The following is a 20,840-nucleotide window of genomic DNA, read 5'->3' on the forward strand; positions in this document are numbered from 1 at the left end:
CAGAAGGCAGGTGGCCCCCGGTCCGTCCGGAAGCCACCTGCCCTGTCGTCACCTGCCCCGAGGCACTGTCCTCAGCGGTTCATGATGTGAATCGCCTGCTTGTGCACGGCCTCGGCGGCCTCCAGTACGCTCTCACCCAGGGTGGGGTGCGCGTGGATGGTCAGGGCGATGTCGCTGGCCGTGGCGGCCATTTCCAGGGCCAGGCTGGCCTCGCCGAGCAGGTCGCTGGCGTGCGGGCCGACGATGTGCACGCCCAGCAGCAGGTCCGTGTCCTTCTCGACGACCATCTTCACGAAGCCGTCCGTGGCCTGCAGTGTCATGGCGCGCCCCGAGGCGCTCAGGGGGAACACGCCGGTCTTCACGTCATAGCCCTTGTCCTTCGCTTCCTGCTCGGTCAGGCCCACCCAGGCGAGTTCCGGGCTGGTGTACACCACGCCGGGAATGGCGACGGCGTCCTGCTCGGCGGGCTTCCCGGCAATGACCTCGGCGGCCACCAGACCCTCCTTCATGGCCTTGTGCGCCAGCATGGGGTTGCTGGCCACGTCGCCCACCACGTAGATGTGCGGCACGTTGCTGCGCTGGCGGGTGTCGGCGGGAATGAACCCACGCTCCGTGACGTTCACGCCGGCCGCCTGGGCGTTCAGGCCGTCCGTGCGGGGGCGGCGGCCCACGGCCACCAGCACCCGGTCGAAGACCTCGGTGGTTTTCGCGCCGGTCTTCACGTCTTCCAGTTCCACGTGAATGCCGTCGGCTTTCTTCTCGGCGCGGTTGGCCTTGGTCTGCACGGCGATCTCGATGCCCTGCTTCTTCATGATCTTCGTGAATTCCTTGACGGCGTCGGCGTCGGCGCCCGGAATCACGTTCGGCAGGAACTCGATGATCTTCACGTGGCTGCCCATGTTGTTGTACACGTGCGCGAACTCGAAGCCGATCACGCCGCCGCCGATGCACAGCATCCGCGCGGGCACCGGGTCCGGCATGACCAGCGCGCCCGTGGAGTCCACGATTCTCTCCTGATCCACGTCCAGGCCCGGCAGCTTGGCGGGCTCGCTGCCGGTCGCGATGATGAAGTTCGCGGCCGTGTACGTCTTATCGCCGACCTGTACGGTGTGCTCGTCGATGAAGCTGGCCTGCCCGATCAGGTGCGTGACCTTGTTCGCCTTGAACAGGCTGCCCACGCCGCCCGTGAGTTTCTTGACGATGCCGTCCTTCCAGCCGTTCAGTTTGGCGATGTCCAGCTTCTGCTCACCGAAGGTCAGGCCGAAGTCGGCGGCGTGCCGCGCGGCGGCGATCTGCTCACCGGCGTGCAGCAGGGCCTTGGTGGGAATGCAGCCCACGTTCAGGCACACGCCGCCCACCGTGTCGCGTTCGGCGCAGGCGACCTTCAGGCCCAGCTGCGCGGCGCGGATGGCGGCGTGGTACCCGCCGGGACCCGCACCGATCACGAGCACGTCGTAGTCATAGGATTTCGTCATGCGGTCAGTCTAACGCGGCCCCCGTGAGCCGTCACTGACCTGCCCGCATAGCTGGACGCGGGCCATTCACAATTCCCGCTGGTCAATTCGGCGGCCGGGCGGGGGGCCGCCGGACGCGCCCGGTGGGGGCCGGCGCGGCACACCTTCCAGCGCGGCCGGGCGCTGTATTATCTGCGGCGTGCGGCTCCTGCTGCTGTCTGACATTCACGCCAACCACACCGCCCTTCAGGCGGTCCTGAACGACGCCGCCAAACGCCGCTACGATCAGGTCATCCACCTTGGCGACGCGCTGGGCTACGGCCCGCACCCGCGCGAGGTGCTTGACGCGCTGCGCGAACTGGACGCCGTGTGCGTGCTGGGCAACCACGACGACATGCTGCTTCAGTACGCCGATGGCCGCCGCGAAACGAAGGACTCGATCGTATCTATGGCCCTGATGTGGCAACTGGCGCGCCTGTCCGAACGGGACGTGGCCTGGGTGCGCCTGTGGCGCGACGGGATCGACGACCCGGACGTGGGCGCCCGCTACCGTCACGGCACGCCCGTGAGCCTCGACGACTACACTGATTCCGTCCCGGCCGCCCGCGAGGCCTTCGCGCAGTGGCAGGGCCGTCTGGGGTTCGTGGGGCACACGCACATTCCGGCCGTGTACGCCACCCTGAACTCCCCGGTCGGCGACTGGATCAAGGCGCAACAGTTCGCGGACGGCGGCAGTTACATGGTGCCGCCCAGCACCCGCGTGATCCTGAACCCCGGCAGTGTCGGCCAGCCGCGCGACGGGAACCCGCAGGCCAGTTACGCGGTGTTCGACACGGTCCGCGCGCACTTCGAGGTCTTCCGTGTGCCGTACGACATCGAGCGTGCCCAGGAGGCGGCGCTGGAGGCCGGGCTGCCGCAGGTGCTCGCCGCGCGCCTCGCCATCGGCAAGTGAAGGCCCCCACCTCCCAGGCGGCTGGCTCCCAGACCGCCAGTGCCCAGGCCACCAGTAACCAGACCATCAGTTCCCAGGTGGCGGGCGCCGCCGACCTGCACGGCCCGCTGCTGGAACAGACCGGCGCGTTCGGTGGGAACGCCCTGCTGCTGACCGGCCCGGCCCGCGTGGGCAAACTGGCCGTGGCCTGGGCGGTCGCCGCGCAGCACAACTGCACCGGCCCGAAAGGCATGTACGGCGAGGCGTGCGGCGCGTGCCACTCGTGCCGCGCCCTGGCCGCCGGGGGGCACCCGGACGTGCTGCTGGTCGAGCCGCGCGCCACCACCACGACCGGCAAGGCCGCCCGGCGCAAACTGATTCCCATCGGCGCGGTCCTATCGGGGCGCGACAAGACCCGCGAGTACGAAACGCACGTCTTCGAATTCCTGGAGGTCAGGCCCACCTTCGCGCGGCGCGTGGTGATCGTCAGCGGGGCCGAGTACCTGGGCCCGGAAGCCGCGAACGCCCTGCTGAAACTGGTCGAGGAACCCCCGCACCGCGCGCTGTTCGTGTTCCTGGCCGAGGACCTGCGTTCGGTCCTGCCGACCATCGTGAGCCGCAGCGCCCGCCTGAGCGTCACGCCCGCCACGGACCGAGCCGTGGAAAGCGCCCTGGGCCGCGCCGGGCACACCCCGGACCCGGAACTGGTGGCCTTCGCCGCCGGGCGGGCCGGGGTGCTGGACGACCCGCAGAAGGTTGGAGCCGCCCTGAGCGACGCCCGCGACCTCACCGACGCCCTGGGTGACGGCCTGCTCGCCGCGTTGCAGGCCGCCGAGGCGCTCGAGAAACGCTTCGATCCCGGCTGGCATCCGGAAGCGCTGCGCTTCGTGTGGCGCACCCTGCCCCCCCACCAGCGCGCCCGCGCCGACACGGCCCTGACCGCCCTGCAGGAGGGGCTGGAGGCGTACGCCAGCCCCAGCCTCAGCTTTCAGGTGTTCGCGCTGGCACTCCGGGACGCCCTCGGGCACGCCTGACCCGAACACCGACTTGAAGGTGCGGGCGGCGGGGGCGCTAGACTTCAGGGCATGAGTGCCCCCTTCACGCACGGCCCGCTTCGCGTGTGGTCGCTGCCCACCGGTCCCATCCAGGAGAACACCGTGCTGATCGCAGGCCAGCAGGGGCAGGGCTTCCTGATCGATCCGGGCGACGACGCAGGCCGCATCGCCACCCTGATCGCCGGGAGTGGCGTGACCGTGACCGGCATCCTGCTGACGCACGCGCACTTCGATCACATCGGCGCGGTGCAGCCCCTGCGCGAGCAGTTGGGTGTGCCGGTGTGGCTGCACCCGGACGACCGGGACCTGTACGCCCTGGGCGCGCAGAGTGCCGCTCGCTGGAACCTTCCGTTCACGCAGCCCGCCGCGCCCGATCACGACATCACGGACGGGCAGACCTTCACGGCGGGTGACCTGACCCTCAGCGCGCACCACCTGCCGGGGCACGCGCCGGGGCACGTGGTGTTCCGCGCGCCGGGCGTGGTCATCGCCGGGGACACCCTGTTCCAGGGCGGCATCGGCCGCACCGACCTGCCCGGCGGGAACCACCCGCAACTGCTTTCAGGCATCCGCGCCCAGCTGCTGACCCTCCCCGACGACACCGCCGTGTACCCCGGCCACGGCCCGTGCACCACGGTCGGGCACGAGCGGCGCAGCAACCCGTTCCTCCAGTGAGGCGGCCCTCCGTGGCGTGTGCGGCGCGGGGAGCCGCGTGAATCCCGGCGTGGGCGGCGGTCCCGGCGCGGCGGCCGGTACGGGCCTGACGGACGTGAGTTACAGCACGAACACCGCCAACGCCCTGATTCACCTGTACCGCGCCGAGGTCGGCAAGATGACCGCCTACCGGCAGCGGCTGGACATGACCACCAACTGGTCGGTCGTCACGACCGCCGGTCTGGCGTCCTTCGCGCTCGGCGACGCCACGAACAGTCACGCGACGTTCCTGTTCGCCATGTTCATGAATTACTTCTTCCTGCGCCTCGAAGCCCGGCGCTTCCGGACTTTCGAGATCGCGCACCACCGCGTGCGGATCATGGAACGGTTCTTCTACCCGGCCATGCTGGGCGACAAGGTTGACCCCGGCTGGCACCAGCTGCTGCTGGCCGAACTGAGCAAACCGCGCAGCCCCATGACCCGCGACGACGCGCTCGGCTGGCGACTGAACCGCAATTACCTGTGGATCTACACGGCGGTGCTGGTGGCGTGGCTGGCGAAACTGGACCTCGATCAGCCCAAGGGCTGGATCCTGGAATTCCCGGAGGCGTTCTCGCTGGCCGACATCGGCAGTTTTCCCGGCTGGCTGGTGTTCCTGGCGGTGGGCGTGTTCTACGGGTACCTGATCTGGCTGGCCGCCCGCGCCGCCCGCACCTACCCCCTGGAAGAAGGCTGACGGCGCACCTGATCCTCACGCCACAGTTGCACGCCGGCCAGCAGTAGCGCCTGCACGGGCAGGCTGCGGGTGTACAGGCGGGGCCGTCCGGCCAGCACGCAGGCGCCCAGCCACAGCAGCTGCGTGGCGAGCCCCAGGTTCGCCGTGACGACATTGCTGACCCGCGGGGTGTACGCCACCCGGTCGGCCGGGGTGGGCGCCCCGCCGGTCAGGCGGGCCAGCCTGCGCGTGAACAGCGTCTGCAACGCCCGTTCCTGCGGCGTGAAGTACAGCGCGTACACCCGTTTCAGGGCCGCAAGCACCTGCGGGTTGTCCCCGGCCTGCGCGGGTGGATCGCGGAAGACCTCGCCGCGCGCCTCGCGGAACTCGCGTTCCCACAGGTAATCCACGGTCAGGATCAGGCTCTGCAGCAGCGTGGCCGGCACGCCCGCCGCGCCGCTGATCGCCACGTTCAGTGCCAGGTCCACCACCAGGTCCATCTCGGTATCCAGGTAGCGGCCGGTTTCGGTGGTGCGGCCGGTCGCGCGGGCCAGTTGCCCGTCCAGGCCGTCCAGTACGGTCTTGACCTGAAGCAGTAGCGCGGGGCGTAGGCGTTCGCCCCGGCTGATCAGCAGCGCGGCGTACAGACCCATCGCCGTGTGCAGCAGCACCACGTGCGCCGGGTCCACGTTCAGGCGGGCCAGCGGACTGACCAGCAGCTGCGCGGCGGGGCGGAACAGGCTTTCGCCGGCCCACTCACGCGCCGGGCGTTGTTTTCTCGTCTGGGCGAGCCCCCTGTCTACCGGCGGCCCCCGTACTTGGGTGCGCTCTTGCGAACCCCGGCGTAGCGGTTGCGTTCCTTGCGCCGCTGCGCGCTGGCGGCGCTGGTCGTGCCAGTGCTGCGCCCGGCCGGGGTCTGCAGGCGGCGGGGCGTGAAGGTGTCAATGGTCAGGAAACGCGCCATGGGCACGTACAGGATCAGCACGAAGATCAGGCTGCCCCACCAGGTGTTCAGGTACTGCCCGACCGGCGTGAGTTGCAGCAGGCTGCTCAGCAGGGTCGCCACCACCGAGAACAGCATGACCCGCACGAGCAGTTTCAGCAGCTTGGCCCGCGTGAAGCCCGGATTGGGGTCCGGGGTGGTCAGCCAGCGCCACAGCTTCACGCTTCACCCTCGGCAGCGGCGTCCTGGGGCGCGGCGCTCCTGGCCCGCGCGCCGGCGGGGGCGCTGAGCGTCTCACGCAGGGTGTCCAGTTCCGGGAATTCAGTCTGCCCGGCGTCCACGGTCAGCAGCACGAACGGCTTGTGCAGGCGCGCCGCGACCTTCCGGGCGGCGGCGGCGGCGCTGCCGTCACGGGCCGGGACCACGAACACGAAGCCGCGCACGGCGGCCTTGCCGCTCAGCAGGGACAGCGCCCCGAACAGTTCCAGGTCGCCCGGCGCGGCCCGCTCCGGCTGCTCGATGCGCCCGGCGCGGTTCAGGACGTCCAGTACCGCCAGTTCATGACTGAACACCGGGTACAGGCCCAGTTCATCCAGCGCGGGACGCAGCGCGCCGGCCAGCACGTCCTCGGCCAGCAGGGCGCGCGGCCCCAGGACCGCGACCGTCTCGCGCGACGCCCGGCTCAGGGGCGGCATCTCGGCGCGGGCGTAACTGCCCAGTGGCCGGACCTTCTCGATTGCCAGCCGCACCCGCCCGGCACTCTGCGAGACGCGCATACCCACCTCGGCGGCCGCTCCTTCCATCAGGTCGGGGCTGTCGGGCACGCCCAGCAGCGCGGGCAGACCGCTGATGCGGCGGGCCAGCAGTTCAGGCAGCGCCTCACTCCAGGCGTCGCCGCTGACGGCGGCCCACTGGGGCAGCAGGACCAGATCGACCCGGCCCAGTGCCAGGATGCGGCCCAGAACGAGTTGCACCTGGGGCGGTTCGCCCGGCAGGCTTTCACGCCCCAGCGCCAGGCACTCGGCTTCATCCAGGGTGGGTGTGACGACCTCGGCGCCCAGTTCTTTCAGGTACGCCGACCAGTACGTGGGGAGCCTCGCGGCGCGGGATTCAAGCAGACCAACCCTCATTCTGAACAGTGTACGCGCGCCGGGCCGGGTGCGTGGCCGGGTCGGTCACCATCGGGGGCGGGCCGGGGGGGGTGGGTCAGCCGCTGCCGCCCCCAGCGTCCACCTTGCCGGACTGCTTGGCCAGGGTGGCCTGCTCGGCCAGTTCCACGTCGTGGTCGTTGATGCGGCGCTGCTCGTTGTCGTGCTCGAACAGGTCCTGGCGGGCGCGCAGTTTGGCCTGCGGCTGCTGAAGGTCACCGCCGCTACCCCGGTGCACCCGCTGGAAGAACACCAGCGCGCCCCCCGCCAGGGCCAGCGACCCCGCGAAGTACAGGGTGTCCAGCGGTTTCTCCCAGCGCACGAAATGCTCCAGGAACGTGACACCCAGAATCACGATGATCACCGACACGACCTTCTGCTCCAGGTCCGCGAGGCTTTCCACGCCCAGCGCCGAGGTCAGGTTCAGGGGCGTGATGAACAGCGAGTACAGGCCCACGCCGATCAGGTAGAACACCACGGCCTTGAGCATGGTGCTGACGATCTCCAGGAATTCCACGGCGATGCTGCCCTGCTGACTGGCGATGCCCTGCGTGAACGTGTCGTGCCACGAGCCGTAGATGGTGTGCAGCGCCAGCAGCGTCCCCTGAAGGAACAGACTGAACGACACCAGCAGCACAGCGATCACCGCGATCAGTACCACGAACCGCGTGCGGCCGATCACCTCGCTGAACCACTCGCGTTTGGACGGCTGCTCGGCCGGGGACCTGGAAGGGGAGGGGGAAGGAGTCACGCCTTCATGATCCCTCCGGGGTGGTGGGGGGCGGGCGCGGGTGCACTTCACACTTGCCTGAAGGTCCGCGCCGCTGCCAGACTGCCCGGCGTGACCGACACCCCCGACCGCCCCACCCTGCCCGACGCCCTGAAACGCGTGCTGCCCGCCGCCCGTTGGGAGCGCGTGTCCGGCGGCCAGAGCGGCGCGCAGGTGTGGCGCTCGACGCGCTTCGTGGTGAAGGTGCAGGCCCGCGCGCCCCACGCGGTCAGCCTGCAACAGGAACGCGAGCGGCTGCGCTGGCTGCATGGACGCCTCCCCGCGCCGCAGGTCGTGGCGTTCGAGGTCGAGGACGGGCAGGAGTTCCTGGCCATGACCCGCGTGCCCGGCATTCCCATGAGCCACCCGGACGCGCTGCTGCACCCGGAGCGGATCGTGACCCTGCTGGCCCGCGCGCTGCGGGAACTGCACGCCCTGCCCATCCGGGACTGCCCGTTCCGGCAGACGCTGGACGTGACCCTGCCCCTGGCCCGCGAGCGCGTGCAGGCCGGACTGATCGACCAGACCGACTTCGACGGGGACCGCGCCGGGCGCAGCGCCGTCAGCGTGTTCAACGAACTGGCCCGCACCCGCCCCGCCCAGGAGGACCTGGTGGTGGCGCACGGGGACGCCACCCTGGACAACTTCATCCTGAACGGGGAGTTCGTCGGGGCCCTGATCGACGTGGGCCGCCTCGGCATTGCTGACCGTCACGCCGACCTCGCCCTCGCGCACCGCAGTGTGCGCAGCGAACTGGGTGAACGCTACGCCACTCAGTTCCTCGACCTGTACGGCCGCGCCCTCCTGGACGACACGAAACTCGCGTACTACCGCCTGCACGACGAACTGTTCTGAAACGGACAGTAGGAAGCAGAAAGTGGTGAGCGGGGTGGGGGTTCCACCGTCCACTCACCACTTCCCGCTCTCTACCCTTACGCCTTCGCCCAGGTGCGCAGGTAGTCGGCGACGAGTTCGCTGACGTTCACGCCTTCGCGGGTGGCCTTCTCGATCTGGGCAGCCTTCTCCTCGCGGGTAATGGGGAGCCAGAGGGCCACGTACTCCTGGCCGCCTTCCTGCTTGAATTCCCCGCCCAAGTCGTCGCGCTGCACGAATCCGGTTTTCTCCATGCCTTCCTCCGTTCCGGCCTGCATCAGCCAGTGGGTCACGCGGGCTTTCAGGAAACGCCACTCCCGGCCGACCTTGCGGCCCGGGATCTCACCGCCCCGCACCAGGGTGTAGGCGGTGGTCTCGCTGACCTTCAGGTAGGCGGCCAGTTCCTCCAGGGTCAGGACCTCGTCCGTGGGGGTCGTCGTCTCATTCATACCGGCACCTCCTCTCAGGTGATGCCATATTGCGCTATCTGATACCTTATATCAACAGGTGCTGCAAGATGCTGTCAGTTGATGCCAGTTGCACTTGGTCGCCCTGCCTCCGGTCTGCCCGGCCCGCGCGTGATCTACTCGGCTTCATGCGGACCCTCGGCCGACTCGTCTCCCACCACCCCTGGGCCGTGCTGATCGTGTGGCTGCTGGCCGCCGCGCTCAGCATTCCCTTCGCCGCGCGCGCGCCCGCCGCCCTGAACGCCGACCCGGCCGGTGGGCTCACACAGTCCGAAGCGACCCGCGTGACCGACCTGCTGCGCGACCGCTTCGGCGAACGCGACACCAACACGGTCGTCATCGTCACCCGCAGCACCCCCCCGCTGGGCACCCCGCAGGGCGACGCCGCCTATCAGGCGTTCCTGAACGGACTGGAGAAGGTGCCGGGTGTCACGCGCGTCACGCCCCCGCAGGACAGCGGCCCGTACCGCACCCGCGCCGAGGACGGCACCCTGGCCCTCACCCTCGCCCAGATTCCGCTGCTGGACGGCGCCAGCGACACCCTGCGCCTCGTGCGCGCTTACACCGCCCGCGCCCAGACGCCCGCCCTGAACATCCGCGTGACCGGCGGTCAGGCCATCGCGGACGACTTCACGCACTTTGCCGAGAGCGACACCAAACGCAGCGAATTCACCGCGCTGCCCCTGATCGCGCTGCTGCTGCTGGTCGTGTTCGGCGCGCTCGTCGCGACCGGCCTGCCGCTGATCGTGGGTATGCTCAGCATCAGCGTCGCCATGGCCGCCCTGTACGGCCTGACGCACCTGATGCCCGTCAGCACCTTCGCGCAGAGCGTGATCACCATGCTGGGCCTGGGGGCCGGCATCGATTACGCCTTGCTGACCGTCAACCGCTTCCGCGAGGAACTGAAACGCACCCCGGACGCGCGCCTCGCCGCCGACCGCACCGTGCAGACCGCCGGGCGCAGCGTTGCCTTCAGCGGCCTGACCGTCGCCATCGCCATGGCCGGCCTGATCCTGCCGCCCATCGCCTTCGTCCGCTCTATCGGCATCGGCGGGGTGCTGGCGGTCCTGCTGACCGTGCTGGCCAGCCTGACCGTGTTGCCCGCCCTGCTGGCCCTGCTGGGCGAGCGCGTGAACAGCCCTCGCATCCTCAGGTTCACCTGGGCGCAGAGTGGCGCCGCCTCGGCCGGCTGGACGGCGTTCGCGCGGCGCGTGACCGCCCGCCCCTGGCTGGCCGTGACCGCCAGCACCGCGCTGCTGCTGCTGCTGGCCTCCCCGGTCCTGACGCTGCGCACCGGGTACGCGGGCGCGTGGGGTCTCACGCCCGGCGTGGAAAGCCGCGACGCCCTGCAGGACGTGCGCGACCTGGGGGCCGGCGGGCTGCTCAGCCAGTTCGAGGTCATCCTGGACCCCGGCCACCGCTACGGTCCCACCGACCGCGCCCGTTTCCAGCAGACCGTCACGGACCTGCGCGCCCTGCCCGGCGTGCGCGGCGTGCTCAGCCCCTTCCTGACGCCCGCCGACCTCGCCGGCAGCGTGGGCGGGGGCAGCGGCGAGGGAGGCAGTGCCGGGCAGCTGGCCGCGCTGAGCGCCCTGACCTCCCGCTCGTTCAGCGCCGACCGCGCCCTGCTGCGCGTCACCGTCATCCCGGAAGACACCCTGCGCGCCGCCGACATTCCCGCCTTCGAGACGCAGCTGCGCCGTACCCTGAACGCCAGCGGGTACACGTACCTGCTGGGCGGCGCCCCCATCGGCGGCGAGGAATTCAGCCGCGCCATCACGGACTCGCTGCCCACCGTCGTCCTGGCCGTGTTCGCCGGCACGTTCCTGCTGCTGATGGTTGCCTTCCGCAGCCTGCTGATCCCCCTGAAAAGCATCCTCATGAACGCCCTGACCGTCGGGGCCGCCACCGGCATCGTCACGCTGATCGTGCAGCACGGCATTCTGGCCGCGCCGCTCGGCATTCCCGCCGACGTGGGCGTCCTGGATTCCAGCCTGCCGGTCCTGCTGTTCGCCGTCATGTTCGGCCTGAGCATGGACTACGAGATCTTCCTGCTCTCCCGCGTGCAGGAGGAGTACCTGCGCAGCGGCGACAACGACGAGGCCATCGTGCTGGCCGTCGGGCACACCGCGCGCATCATCACCAGCGCCGCCATCATCATGTTCATCGTCTTCACCGCGTTCATCTTCGGCCGCGTGGTCGCCAGCAAGAGCATCGGCCTGGGCCTCGCCGTCGCCGTCGCCCTGGACGCCACGCTGGTGCGCCTGATCCTGGTGCCCGCCTTCCTGAAACTCGCCGGAAAGTGGAACTGGTGGCTGCCCGCGTGGCTCGACCGGCGACTACCGCACATCCGCCTCGAACACTGAACGGGGCAGGAGGACGTGGGAAGTGGGAACAGCAACAGCAACAGCAACAGCAACAGCAACAGAGGAAGGGGCGACCTGCGCATGCGGTCGCCCCTCTACTCACCCCTCGCCGTTTACGTCTGCGCGTGCTCCTGCTCTCGCTTGCGGCGGATGAACCACGCGACCGCCGCGACGGCCAGCACCCCTAGGATGATCTTGCTGGCCGGGCCCACGTACTGCTCGACCCGGTCGTAATGCTCGCCCAGCAGGTAGCCCGCCCCGGCCAGCAGGGTCGCCCACAGGCCCGACCCGATCGCGCTGAACAGCAGGAACTTGGGCATGGGCATCTCGCTCATGCCGGCCGGGAGGCTCAGCAGGCTGCGAATGCCGGGCACCATCCGCCCGAACAGCACCGCCTTGGACCCGTGCCGGTCGAACCAGTCGTCGGCTTTCTTGATGTCCTTGCCGCTCAGGGTCAGCCACTTGCCGTGCTTATCCGCCCAGGCGATCAGGCGGTCCTCACCGAACGCGCGCCCCACGTAGTACAGCGGCAGGGTACCGATCACGCTGCCCAGCGTGCCCATCAGGATCACCATGATCAGGTTCAGATCCCCCCGGGACGCCGCGAAGCCCGCCGACGGCATGATCAGCTCGCTGGGAATGGGTGGGAACACGTTTTCCAGCACCATCAGCAGCAGGATGCCCACGTATCCCATGCTGTCCATCAGTCCCTGTACCCACTCGGCCATGCTGCCCAGACTAGCGGGCCAGGGCCGGGACGCGCCTCCTCCTAAAGTTCGTCATAACCTGAAGGGGGGTGGGTGGCGGCCGGGGCGGCCCTAGACTGAGCGCATGTCTTTTCTTCCGATTCAGGCTGTGATCTTCGATTTCGACGGCACCATCCTGGACACCGAAACGCACGAGTTCCGCCGCTGGCAGGCGCTGTACCGCCAGCACGACCGGGAACTGCCGCTCTCGGAATGGCAGCGCGGCATCGGCACCTGGGACGCCTTCGACCCGTGGGCCGGGCTGCCCGAAACGGTGCAGCGCGACCGGGAGGTCACGCAGGCGATCCTGCGGGACGCCATTCACGCCGACATTCAGGCCGCCGACCTGCGTCCCGGCGTGCGCGACGTGCTGAACGCCGTGCGGCCCGCCGGACTGCGCCTCGCCCTGGCGACCAGCAGCGACCGCGCCTGGGTGACCCGCTGGCTCAGCGAACACGCCCTGCTGGACGCGTTCGAGACGCTCGCCACCCGCGACGACGTGGCCCGCGTGAAACCCGACCCGGAACTGTACCTGCTGGCCGCCCGGCAACTGGGCCTGCACCCGTCGGCATGCGTGGCGGTCGAGGACAGCCTGAACGGCGCGACCGCCGCCGTGGCTGCCGGCATGCGCGTGGTGGTCGTGCCGAACGAGGTGACGGCCACCCAGCCCTTCCCGCCCACCTGGGCCAGACTGGACGGGTTCGAGGGCGGTCTGGAGGCCCTGCTGGCCGCCGCGCAGACCACGACCCAGTAAGCGGGCGCAGGCATCAGGGGCAGCAAATAGAAAATGGAGAGGAGGGGCCGTCTCTGGCGCCCTGCTCTCCATGTCCCATGGTCCACTGCCCGGCTTACACGTCCGGGTAGACCTTGATTTCCGTGATGTGCGCCCGGTCGGGGCGGCTGAGGGTATGCGCGACGCTCTTGGCGAGGCCGCGTGGGTCAATCATGGATTCCCAGCTGAGGCCCGCTTCGCGGTTGCTGGGCGTGTCGATGGCGCCCATGGGGTACAGCACGCAGCCGCGCACGCCCCGGCCCTTGAGTTCGTCGTGCAGGCTCAGGATGTACGCGGCGACGGCGGCCTTGCTGGCCGTGTACAGCGCCGCCCTGGGGCCACTGAGGCGCGCGGCCTGCCCGGCGCTGACGCCCATCACGATGCCGTCCTTCTGCTTGACCATGTGCGGCAGGACGCCCTGCACGGCGTGAAAGAGGCTGGTCATGTTCGTGTCGAACAGGTGGCGCAGGTCGTCCGGGGTGGCCTTCTGCGCTTCCTGGGTGCTGAACGCGCCGACCGTGTGAATCAGCGTGTCGACCTTCACCTTGCGCAGCCGGTCGATGCTGGCCGGGTCGGTCAGGTCCAGGTCGAGGACCTCGGTGGCGGGAAACCGGTCGGCGGCGCGTTCCAGGCTCTCGCCGCGTCCGACCAGGACGATCTGCGCGCCGGCATCGTCGAGTTCCTGAGCAATGGCGGTCGCCAGTGCGCCGCCCGCTCCTGTAAGCATGATGGTGGAGGAGCTGAGGTTCGCCATGACCCCAGGGTAACGGGTGATCGGAGATCCCGGGTCACGCGGCCTTCCCGGCGGGCGGGTTGCTTAGCGGAAGGTCAAGGACCTCTCACTCCTCACGCGGCGTTTCAGAGGCGGGGTTCGCCGTACCCGGTTGCCCGGACCTGCGCCCAGTCGCCCTCCCCCAGGATGAACGGCGCGCGTTGCGTGTGGGTGGTCACGCGCGGCCCGGCGTGCGGGTCGAGGTACACGTCGATCTCGCTGCGGATCCCGAAGCCCCGCGCGGCCGGGTACGTGCCGGGCTCGATGGTCACGGCCAGTCCGGGCGTCAGGGTGCGGGTGTCGTGCGTTTCGTAATCGTCGAGGTTCGCGCCCGCCCCGTGAATACTGACTCCCAGGTCGTGCCCGGTGCGGTGCAGGAAGAACGCTTCCCACTCCGGGCCCATGGCGTCGCGGGCGGCTCGGTCTGCCATCCAGCCCTGCAACTCTCCCCAGCCGCGCGCTGCGTACCCGTCCTGAAGGGTGCGCAGCGCGGCGTCACGGGCGGCCGCCACGGCGTCCCAGGCGCCCAGGTACTCGGGCGTGGGCGTCCCGGCGAACCCGACCCAGGTGACGTCCGCGAAGGGGCGGCCCGGTTCCTGCGCCCACAGGTCGATCAGTACGCACTCGCCTTCTTTCAGGGTGGCGTGCCGTTCCGGGCTGGGTTCGTAGTGGCTGTCGGCGGCGTTCACGCCGAAACTCACGTTCACGGGGTGCCCGGCGCTCATGCCGGCCGCCGCGATCTGCCGCATGATCACGGCCTGCGCGTCCAGTTCCGTGACCGGCTGCCCGGCCCGCAGGCGCTCGTGAATCAGGCGGAAGGCATCGTCCTTGGCGGTCATCAGTACGGCCACGGCCCGCTCGTGCGCGGCCAGATCGTCGGCACTCCAGGCCAGGAATGACTGAAGCAGGTCCGCGCTGCTGTGAATCCCGGCAGCCCCGGCCGCCCGCACGCGCTCGACCGTCCCGGCGTCCACGCGGCTCACGTACGGGACCGCGCCGCCCGCGCTGTACTCCATCGCTAGGGTGCGGCCCTGCACGACCTCGCGCAGCGCGGCATCCAACTGTCCGTGCGACCCGAAGGCGCGGCGCTCGGCGTTCCAGTGGCGGGTGATCTCACCCCAGGTGCCGCCCTCGATGTGGTTATGCAGCACCACGGCCTGCCCGCTGCGCGGCACCCACACGAAAAATCGCCGGGTCAGGAACGCCCCACTGGGGAGGTTCAGCACGGTGCGGGCGTGCGGGTTCAGACCCTGGAAGTCGTACACCAGCCAGCCGTCCAGGCTGGTCGCGGCGAGGGCCTGCTGCATGCGCGTGATCGGTGAGGTCATGCCGCCCAGCCTAACGCGGGGGCCGCGTGGGCCTGTCGGCCAGGACGGACAGCCCACGCACCCGCCGCGCAGGAACGCGCCGCCCTTCCGGGAACAGGAGGGGCGGCGCGGCTATCAGGATTGACGGCTGGCAGGATCGCAAGGCGGGAGGGTCGGCAGGGGCGAGGGTCGGGCGGTGGGGGGTTCGCCCACCTGACCGCGGGTGCTCGCCCCGCGTCAGCGGTAGCGGGTGAACGCGTCGCGCGAGGCGTAGTTCTGGCGGCCGCTGCCGTCCGTGAACTGCGTCAGGGCCTGCACGTCCAGCCGGCCGCGCGTGAAGGTCATGACCAGCGTGGTGTTCGAGAAGCCCTTGGCGTATACGGCGGTGGCGGTCAGGTGGTTGGTGTCGCTGACGCTGGCGCCGTACGTGAGGACCGGGGCGCTGCCCCAGTCGCAGTCGTTGGGGTGGCAGCGGCCGAACACCTGCACGGTCAGTGGGCCGTTGCCGCTGCGGGTCACGTTCACGCGGGTGATGCCGCTGGTGGCGACGTTGCTGTTCACCCAGGTGCCCACGAAGTCGGCGGGCGCCGCCTGCGCGCTTTGCGGAACGAGTAGCCCGGCGAGACTCAGCGCGGCCAGCAGCGCGGCGGGGCGGGAGGAGCGGGGGGCGTGGGCGGCCAGGGTGCAGGTGGGCTGGGTGCGTGCGGTCATGGCGGGTCTCCTGGGTGGGTGCGCGGGGGCGGGGGAACGGGGGCGTGGCGGCTGAAGGTTCACCGGGTCGGAACGCCGTCTGGGACGCTGTTCCTGCTGGTGAACTCAGGGTACGCGGCCCCCCGTGAGCGGCCCATGATCGCGGGCAGTCAGGTGAGCGTCAGGCATGATCGGCAGGTGCGGGGTGGGGTGCGGGTCAGCGGCTGCTGCTGTCCGGTGTGGCGGGCGGCAGGCTCTGCACGGCCGCGAACGCCCGCGCCTGCGCGAGATTCCAGCTGCGCCAGTCGGGTGTGCGGCCGTACCCGGCGCGCAGGAGGTTGATCAGGTCCTGCCGCTGCGTGCAGCCGGGCGCCGTGCCGGGACCGCAGGCCGGGAGGGTCAGGGCGTCCACGTGCCGCACGAGGTCCGGCACGGCGCCCGCGCCCAGCTGCGCCAGTTCCGCCGCGCTGACCCGCTGCGGCGTGAGGCGCAGGTCGTTCGTGACGCCCGACAGGTGCCGGTGAATGTTCACGCGGGCAATCAGCGCGGCTGGATTCAGGGCCGTGAGGGTCAGCAGGGTCAGCAGGCCGCCCAGCAGGGCCGGGAACGCGAACCGGTCGGTGTCGCCGCGCCACAGTCGCCATGCCAGCCACGCCAGGGTCAGGGTGATCCACGTCAGGAACGCGGCCCCCAGCACCCGCGTCTCGCTCAGGCCGTACGCCTGCGTGTACAGCGTCCAGCGTTGCGCGGCGCTGGCCAGGATCACGGCCAGTGGCAGCAGCACCGCGGCCGTCAACGCCCGGAAGCCCACAGAGGTCCGCGTGCCCGGGGCGCTCAGGCTGTGCGCGCCGAGCAGCACGCCGGCCGTCAGGAACGCCACGGTCATCAGTTCCGTGAAGCCCCGCCGGATGAACGAGGCGTACGTCTCCCCGTCGGGCAGGCTGCCGCCCAGCAGCGCCGGGAGTTGCAGGGCGGCGAAGGTCACGAACAGCGCGGCCAGCGCCGCGAGCGGCAGGCCCGTCTCGGTCAGGCCCAGACGCGCGGCAGGAGCCGGGATGCGCAGAAGGGACGGGCGGGCGGCCAGCAGCGCCGGGTACAGCAGCCCGCCGGCCAGGGCGCACCACACCAGCAGCGTGACCGTCCACGAGAACGCCCCGTCCAGCTTCAGGTTCCAGCGCAGAGGCGCGGTGCCCAGCTGTGCGAACCGGGCGTCCGCGCCCGCCAGCAGCGCCCCGAACACCAGCAGGACCGGCACGGTCAGGGCCAGGCCCAGCGCGATCCGGCCCGCGCGGCCCGGTGGTCCCTGCCGGGCCGGTGGGCGCAGCCGCTCCCAGGGAAAGCGGGCCAGCAGCGTCAGCGGTCCGTAGGCCAGCCGCAGGCCGGCGCTCAGCAGTGCGCCCAGCAGGTGCGCGGGCCCGGCGCGACGCAGTCCGGCGAAGCCCGATCCGTCACGGCGTATGAATGACAGGCCCAGAGCCAGCGAGGTCAGCAGTGCCAGGGCGCCCAGCACGCCCAGTTGCGGGGTGGGCGCCCGTAGCGTGAAGCTCAGGCCGAACGCCACGGCGGTCAGCAGCAGCGTCATTGCTGCCCGGTCGGGTCGCTCGCCCCGGTGGCGCAGCGTCCACAGGACCGCGCCGGTCAGCAGGACCAGCCAGACACTCAGGTTCAGGCCCAGTCCGGGCGTGCCGTGCGTGAGCAGGTGCGCGGCGGCGCCCAGGCCCAGCGCCAGCAGCAGGGGCGTGGCGGTCAGGACCGGGGACGGGGCGTCCGGGGCCGCGTCCGCCGGGATCTGGGCGTCCAGAGCTGTGGGGCCGGGCAGCGCGGGGCCGGACTCGTCTGAAGTCATGCCCGCACCGTACCCACGGGCCGCCCGGAAGGCGTCCACCGAAAGCAGTGAACCGAAAGGTGTGTGTCGGCCAGACGGGGTGCGCCGCACAGAAGCGCCCCGCCCGGCGTGAGGTCCGGGCGGGGAAAGGGGCGGTACGGTCTGTTCAGCTGCCGCGCGAGAAGCGGCGTTCCAGGACGCGCTGCACGACTTCCAGCAGGCTGCTGACCGCCCAGTAGATCAGCGCCGCCGCGAGGTACGGCCCGAACGGCTCGAAGGTCCGCGCGATCACCAGTTGCGCGCTGCGCAGCAGTTCCACGACCGTGATCACGCTGACCAGCGAGGTGTCCTTCACCAGCCCGATCAGGGTGTTACTCATGCTGGGCAGCGCCACCCGCGCGGCCTGCGGTAGCACGATCAGCCGCATGGTCTGCCCGGCGTTCAGGCCCAGGCTGGTCGCGGCCTCCCGCTGGCCCCTGGGGATGCTCAGGATGGCGGCGCGGATGGTCTCGCTGAGGTACGCGGCGGCGTTCAGGGTCAGGGCGATCACGCCGCCCGCGATGGGGTTCAGCGTGATGCCCAGGCTGGGCAGCCCGTAGTAGATGACGAAAATCTGCACCAGCAGCGGCGTGCCACGGATGAACGACACGTACAGGCTGCTCAGGCCCCGCACCCAGCCCAGCCGGGACAGCCGCGCCAGCGCCACCAGGAAGCCCAGCGGCAGGCCCAGCAGCATGGCGGCCAGCGCGAATCCCAGCGTGACGGGCAGCGCGCCCAGCAGGGTCGGCAGGGACGTCCAGGCGCTCTGGAGGACAAGTTGCAGCTGTTCAGTGTTCATGGGTTCTCCGGGCGGGGAATGAGGGGTGGGCTACGAGCCCTGAGGAATATCCTCTCATCTCGTAGCCCACTCCTGAGGCGCGGTGACGTTCAGGGTTTGCTGACGTCCTGCCCGAACCACTGGCGGCTGATCTTGGTGTAGGTGCCGTCTGCCTTGATCTGCAGCAGGGCCCGGTCCACAGCTGCTTTGAGGCTGGTGTTGCTTTTCTTCATGGCGATGCCCACGGGTTGCGCGTCACCGATGACGCCCGCGCCGCGTACCGGGAGGTTCTGGGATTTGATCAGGTACCCGACGAGCAGGCGGTCGTTGTACGCGGCGTCCAGGCGGCCCGTGGCGAGGTCCGCGAGGTACTCGGGCGCGCCGGGGTACGTGACGATGTTGATGCCGCCCGCGTCACGCAGGCCCTTCTCGTAGTTGCTGCCCAGGCCCACGCCCACGCGCTTGCCTTTCAGGTCGGCCAGGGTTTTGGGTGCGAAGCTGCCAGTCTTCTTCACGATGATCTGCGGGCTGGAGTAAGCGTAGGGTCGGCTGAATCCGATGGTCTTCTCGCGTTCGGGGTTGATGCCGACCTGATTGACGATCACGTCGTACTTGTTGGCCTGCAGGCCGGCGAGGATGCCGCTCCATTCAGTCAGGACGAACTCGGCTTTCAGGCCCATCTTGGCGGCCACGGCTTTGGCGATGTCCACGTCGAAGCCGGTCAGGTTGCCTTTCGCGTCGCGGTAGGTGAAGGGCGCGTAGGTGCCTTCCATGCCGATTTTCAGCACGCCTTTTTGCAGGGTGGTGGGGGTGGCGGCGCTGGCGGTGACGGTCAGTGAGGCGGCGAGCGCCAGGGTGGTGCGGGTCAGGGTGTTCATGGTGGGACTCCTTGGGTGGGGCGGGTGGGGGAGACCTGCTGGTCCCCGCCCGGAAGTCATTAGTGTACAAAATACATCAACTTTGATTGCGATCCGGCTTGCACACTGCGGGCTGTCCTTCCTGAGCGTCCTCTCACGCGGCCGTCAGGCCCGCAAGCACGGGTACGGTTGACCCGGCCCCCTCCTACTACACTCGGCGCATGGCCTTCCCGGACATTCAGAGCTTCATGCGCCTCCTCGAACAGCGCGGCGAACTGATCCGCATCACGACCCCGGTCAGCCGGGAACTGGAAATCACCCAGATCGCCGACCGCATGGTCAAACAGGGCGGCCCCGCGCTGCTGTTCGAGAACGTGCTGGGCAGCGCCTACCCGGTCGTGATCGGCCTGCTGGGCACCAAGGAACGCGTGGCGCTCGCCCTGGGCGTGGGTGACCTCGACGACCTCGCCGCCAAGGTCCGCAACCTGATCGACCTGTCCGGCGGCGGCAGCAAACTCGGGCTGCTGAGCAACGTCACCAAGCTGCGCGACGCCATGAACCTCCCGCCGCGCCGCGTGCGGAACGCCCCCGTGCAGCAGGTCGTGTGGCGCGGCGACGAGGTGGACCTCTCGAAGATCCCGGTCCTCAAATGCTGGCCGCTGGACGGCGGCCCCTTCGTCACGTTGCCGCTCGTCATCACCAAGGACCCCGAAACCGGCGAGCGCAACATGGGCATGTACCGCGTGCAGGTCATGAGCAAAAACACCACAGGCATGCACTGGCAGCGGCACAAGACCGGCACGAAACACCTGGAGAAAGCCAAGCGGCTGGGCCAGCGGCTGGAGGTCGCGGTCGCCATCGGCGGCGACCCGGCCCTGATCTACGCCGCCACCGCGCCCCTGCCACCCGTGCCGGGCCTGGACGAGTTCGCCCTGGCCGGCTACCTGCGCGGCCAGCGCTACCCCGTCGCAAAGGGCGTCACGGTGGATCTGGACGTGCCCGCCAACGCCGAGTTCATCCTCGAAGGCTACGTGGACCCCGCCGAGGACTGGGTGGTCGAGGGACCGTTCGGGGACCACACGGGCTTCTACACGCTGCCGGACCTGTACCCGCGCTTCCACGTCACGGCCGTCACCATGCGCGAGCAGCCGGTCTACCCGGCGACCATCGTGGGCCGCCCCCCCATGGAGGACGCGTACCTGATCGAGGCGTCCGAGCGGCTGTTCCTGCCGGCCGCGCAACTGATCATCCCGGAGATCGTGGATTACCACATGCCGCCCGCCGGAGTCGCGCACAACCTCGTGTTCGTGAGTATCAAGAAGAGCTATCCGGGGCAGGCGTACAAGGTCGCCAACGGCCTGTTCGGCCTGGGCCAGATGATGTTCGCCAAGGTCATTGTCGTTCTCGACGAGGACGTGACCGTCACCGACTTTGAGGCCGTGTGGCGCGAGGTCACGCGCAAGGCCGTGCCGGGCCGCGACACCCTCACCACGCGCGGCCCCATCGACGTGCTCGACCACAGCAGCAGAGGCTGGGGCTACGGCGGCAAACTCATCATCGACGCCACCACCAAACGGCCCGAGGAGACAGGCAGCGCCGCCAGCAGCCGCCCCGATCAGGCCGGGGACGTGCTGTCTCCCTCTCCCTGGGGAGAGGCCCGGGGTGAGGGGCCCCACGAC

General features: G+C 70.0%; 21 protein-coding genes (1 of these 21 only partly in view). 8 read left to right on the forward strand and 13 right to left on the reverse strand.

Features of this window, described 5'->3' with window-relative positions:
• Nucleotides 1–71 precede the first annotated feature (71 nt).
• Nucleotides 72–1,475 carry a dihydrolipoyl dehydrogenase gene (gene lpdA, locus M8445_RS06000; RefSeq protein WP_273990386.1) on the reverse strand — a complete coding sequence of 468 codons (1,404 nt, stop codon included), beginning with the start codon at nt 1,473–1,475 and terminating at the stop codon, nt 72–74.
• 169 nt (nt 1,476–1,644) lie between these two features.
• On the opposite strand from lpdA, the gene M8445_RS06005 reads away from it, so the two are divergent.
• From M8445_RS06005 to M8445_RS06020, 4 genes are all read left to right on the forward strand, one after another.
• Nucleotides 1,645–2,406, forward strand: coding sequence for a metallophosphoesterase family protein (locus M8445_RS06005; RefSeq protein WP_273990848.1), 762 nt, complete (start codon nt 1,645–1,647; stop codon nt 2,404–2,406).
• 77 nt (nt 2,407–2,483) lie between these two features.
• On the forward strand, nt 2,484–3,419 hold the full coding sequence (locus tag M8445_RS06010) for a DNA polymerase III (protein WP_273990850.1): 936 nt from the start codon (nt 2,484–2,486) through the stop codon (nt 3,417–3,419).
• A 51-nt stretch (nt 3,420–3,470) separates the two neighbouring features.
• Nucleotides 3,471–4,115, forward strand: coding sequence for an MBL fold metallo-hydrolase (locus M8445_RS06015; protein WP_273990388.1), 645 nt, complete (start codon nt 3,471–3,473; stop codon nt 4,113–4,115).
• A 37-nt stretch (nt 4,116–4,152) separates the two neighbouring features.
• Entirely contained in the window at nt 4,153–4,830 is a 678-nt protein-coding gene (locus tag M8445_RS06020; RefSeq protein ID WP_273990389.1) for a DUF2270 domain-containing protein, read from the forward strand.
• Here the strand turns inward: M8445_RS06020 and M8445_RS06025 are convergent.
• The 4 genes from M8445_RS06025 to M8445_RS06040 form a co-directional block, all read right to left on the reverse strand.
• A complete protein-coding gene (locus tag M8445_RS06025) occupies nt 4,809–5,498 on the reverse strand; it encodes a CDP-alcohol phosphatidyltransferase family protein (protein WP_273990390.1) in 690 nt (229 codons plus the stop codon). The two genes, M8445_RS06020 and M8445_RS06025, sit on opposite strands and share 22 nt — an antisense overlap.
• Before the next feature lie 110 nt (nt 5,499–5,608).
• Entirely contained in the window at nt 5,609–5,974 is a 366-nt protein-coding gene (locus M8445_RS06030; protein ID WP_273990391.1) for a hypothetical protein, read from the reverse strand.
• A complete protein-coding gene (locus M8445_RS06035; RefSeq protein ID WP_273990393.1) occupies nt 5,971–6,882 on the reverse strand; it encodes a hypothetical protein in 912 nt (303 codons plus the stop codon). The genes M8445_RS06030 and M8445_RS06035 overlap by 4 nt, the downstream gene beginning before the upstream one ends.
• Before the next feature lie 76 nt (nt 6,883–6,958).
• Entirely contained in the window at nt 6,959–7,651 is a 693-nt protein-coding gene (locus M8445_RS06040; protein ID WP_273990394.1) for a YqhA family protein, read from the reverse strand.
• A gap of 90 nt (nt 7,652–7,741) precedes the next feature.
• Between M8445_RS06040 and M8445_RS06045 the strand changes: the two genes are divergently transcribed.
• Nucleotides 7,742–8,524, forward strand: a complete 783-nt coding sequence (locus M8445_RS06045) for an APH(3') family aminoglycoside O-phosphotransferase (protein WP_273990396.1) — start codon at nt 7,742–7,744, stop codon at nt 8,522–8,524.
• Between the two features lie 77 nt (nt 8,525–8,601).
• Here M8445_RS06045 and M8445_RS06050 read toward each other — a convergent pair whose 3' ends face one another.
• On the reverse strand, nt 8,602–8,991 hold the full coding sequence (locus M8445_RS06050; RefSeq protein ID WP_273990397.1) for a helix-turn-helix domain-containing protein: 390 nt from the start codon (nt 8,989–8,991) through the stop codon (nt 8,602–8,604).
• Nucleotides 8,992–9,137: 146 nt separating this feature from the next.
• Between M8445_RS06050 and M8445_RS06055 the strand changes: the two genes are divergently transcribed.
• A complete protein-coding gene (locus M8445_RS06055; protein WP_273990399.1) occupies nt 9,138–11,375 on the forward strand; it encodes an MMPL family transporter in 2,238 nt (745 codons plus the stop codon).
• 113 nt (nt 11,376–11,488) lie between these two features.
• On the opposite strand, the gene M8445_RS06060 is transcribed toward M8445_RS06055, so the two are convergent.
• A complete protein-coding gene (locus tag M8445_RS06060) occupies nt 11,489–12,103 on the reverse strand; it encodes a DedA family protein (RefSeq protein ID WP_273990400.1) in 615 nt (204 codons plus the stop codon).
• Between the two features lie 103 nt (nt 12,104–12,206).
• Here M8445_RS06060 and M8445_RS06065 point away from each other — a divergent pair, with 103 nt between their 5' ends.
• Complete coding sequence (locus M8445_RS06065) at nt 12,207–12,875, forward strand: HAD family hydrolase (RefSeq protein ID WP_273990401.1); 669 nt, start codon at nt 12,207–12,209, stop codon at nt 12,873–12,875.
• A 94-nt stretch (nt 12,876–12,969) separates the two neighbouring features.
• On the opposite strand, the gene M8445_RS06070 is transcribed toward M8445_RS06065, so the two are convergent.
• From M8445_RS06070 to M8445_RS06095, 6 genes are all read right to left on the reverse strand, one after another.
• Nucleotides 12,970–13,647: an SDR family oxidoreductase gene (locus M8445_RS06070; protein ID WP_273990402.1), complete on the reverse strand. Its 678-nt coding sequence runs from the start codon at nt 13,645–13,647 to the stop codon at nt 12,970–12,972.
• A gap of 104 nt (nt 13,648–13,751) precedes the next feature.
• On the reverse strand, nt 13,752–14,993 hold the full coding sequence (locus M8445_RS06075) for a M24 family metallopeptidase (protein WP_273990403.1): 1,242 nt from the start codon (nt 14,991–14,993) through the stop codon (nt 13,752–13,754).
• 216 nt (nt 14,994–15,209) lie between these two features.
• Nucleotides 15,210–15,683 carry a hypothetical protein gene (locus M8445_RS06080; RefSeq protein ID WP_273990405.1) on the reverse strand — a complete coding sequence of 158 codons (474 nt, stop codon included), beginning with the start codon at nt 15,681–15,683 and terminating at the stop codon, nt 15,210–15,212.
• Nucleotides 15,684–15,879: 196 nt separating this feature from the next.
• Nucleotides 15,880–17,508, reverse strand: coding sequence for a DUF4153 domain-containing protein (locus M8445_RS06085; RefSeq protein WP_273990407.1), 1,629 nt, complete (start codon nt 17,506–17,508; stop codon nt 15,880–15,882).
• Nucleotides 17,509–17,653: 145 nt separating this feature from the next.
• Nucleotides 17,654–18,325 (reverse strand): amino acid ABC transporter permease, encoded by a 672-nt coding sequence (locus M8445_RS06090; protein WP_078304792.1) that lies wholly within the window; start codon nt 18,323–18,325, stop codon nt 17,654–17,656.
• 89 nt (nt 18,326–18,414) lie between these two features.
• Nucleotides 18,415–19,182 carry a transporter substrate-binding domain-containing protein gene (locus tag M8445_RS06095; RefSeq protein ID WP_273990409.1) on the reverse strand — a complete coding sequence of 256 codons (768 nt, stop codon included), beginning with the start codon at nt 19,180–19,182 and terminating at the stop codon, nt 18,415–18,417.
• A 200-nt stretch (nt 19,183–19,382) separates the two neighbouring features.
• Between M8445_RS06095 and M8445_RS06100 the strand changes: the two genes are divergently transcribed.
• Nucleotides 19,383–20,840: the 5' portion of a menaquinone biosynthesis decarboxylase gene (locus M8445_RS06100; protein WP_273990410.1), read on the forward strand. It continues 393 nt past the right edge of the window; 1,458 of the gene's 1,851 nt are visible here — the first part of the coding sequence; the start codon lies at nt 19,383–19,385; its stop codon lies off the right edge, out of view.

The sequence above is a fragment of the Deinococcus aquaticus genome, assembly GCF_028622095.1.
GTDB classification, from domain to species: domain Bacteria; phylum Deinococcota; class Deinococci; order Deinococcales; family Deinococcaceae; genus Deinococcus; species Deinococcus aquaticus.

Bases quoted from the DNA above. Each gene is read 5' to 3' on its own strand.
- lpdA (WP_273990386.1), bottom strand. From the start codon at position 1,475: ATGACGAAATCCTATGACTACGACGTGCTCGTGATCGGTGCGGGTCCC.
- M8445_RS06015 (WP_273990388.1), top strand. From the start codon at position 3,471: ATGAGTGCCCCCTTCACGCACGGCCCGCTTCGCGTGTGGTCGCTGCCC.
- M8445_RS06035 (WP_273990393.1), bottom strand. From the start codon at position 6,882: ATGAGGGTTGGTCTGCTTGAATCCCGCGCCGCGAGGCTCCCCACGTAC.
- M8445_RS06050 (WP_273990397.1), bottom strand. From the start codon at position 8,991: ATGAATGAGACGACGACCCCCACGGACGAGGTCCTGACCCTGGAGGAA.
- M8445_RS06055 (WP_273990399.1), top strand. From the start codon at position 9,138: ATGCGGACCCTCGGCCGACTCGTCTCCCACCACCCCTGGGCCGTGCTG.
- M8445_RS06060 (WP_273990400.1), bottom strand. From the start codon at position 12,103: ATGGCCGAGTGGGTACAGGGACTGATGGACAGCATGGGATACGTGGGC.
- M8445_RS06065 (WP_273990401.1), top strand. From the start codon at position 12,207: ATGTCTTTTCTTCCGATTCAGGCTGTGATCTTCGATTTCGACGGCACC.
- M8445_RS06070 (WP_273990402.1), bottom strand. From the start codon at position 13,647: ATGGCGAACCTCAGCTCCTCCACCATCATGCTTACAGGAGCGGGCGGC.
- M8445_RS06075 (WP_273990403.1), bottom strand. From the start codon at position 14,993: ATGACCTCACCGATCACGCGCATGCAGCAGGCCCTCGCCGCGACCAGC.
- M8445_RS06080 (WP_273990405.1), bottom strand. From the start codon at position 15,683: ATGACCGCACGCACCCAGCCCACCTGCACCCTGGCCGCCCACGCCCCC.
- M8445_RS06085 (WP_273990407.1), bottom strand. From the start codon at position 17,508: ATGACTTCAGACGAGTCCGGCCCCGCGCTGCCCGGCCCCACAGCTCTG.
- M8445_RS06090 (WP_078304792.1), bottom strand. From the start codon at position 18,325: ATGAACACTGAACAGCTGCAACTTGTCCTCCAGAGCGCCTGGACGTCC.
- M8445_RS06095 (WP_273990409.1), bottom strand. From the start codon at position 19,182: ATGAACACCCTGACCCGCACCACCCTGGCGCTCGCCGCCTCACTGACC.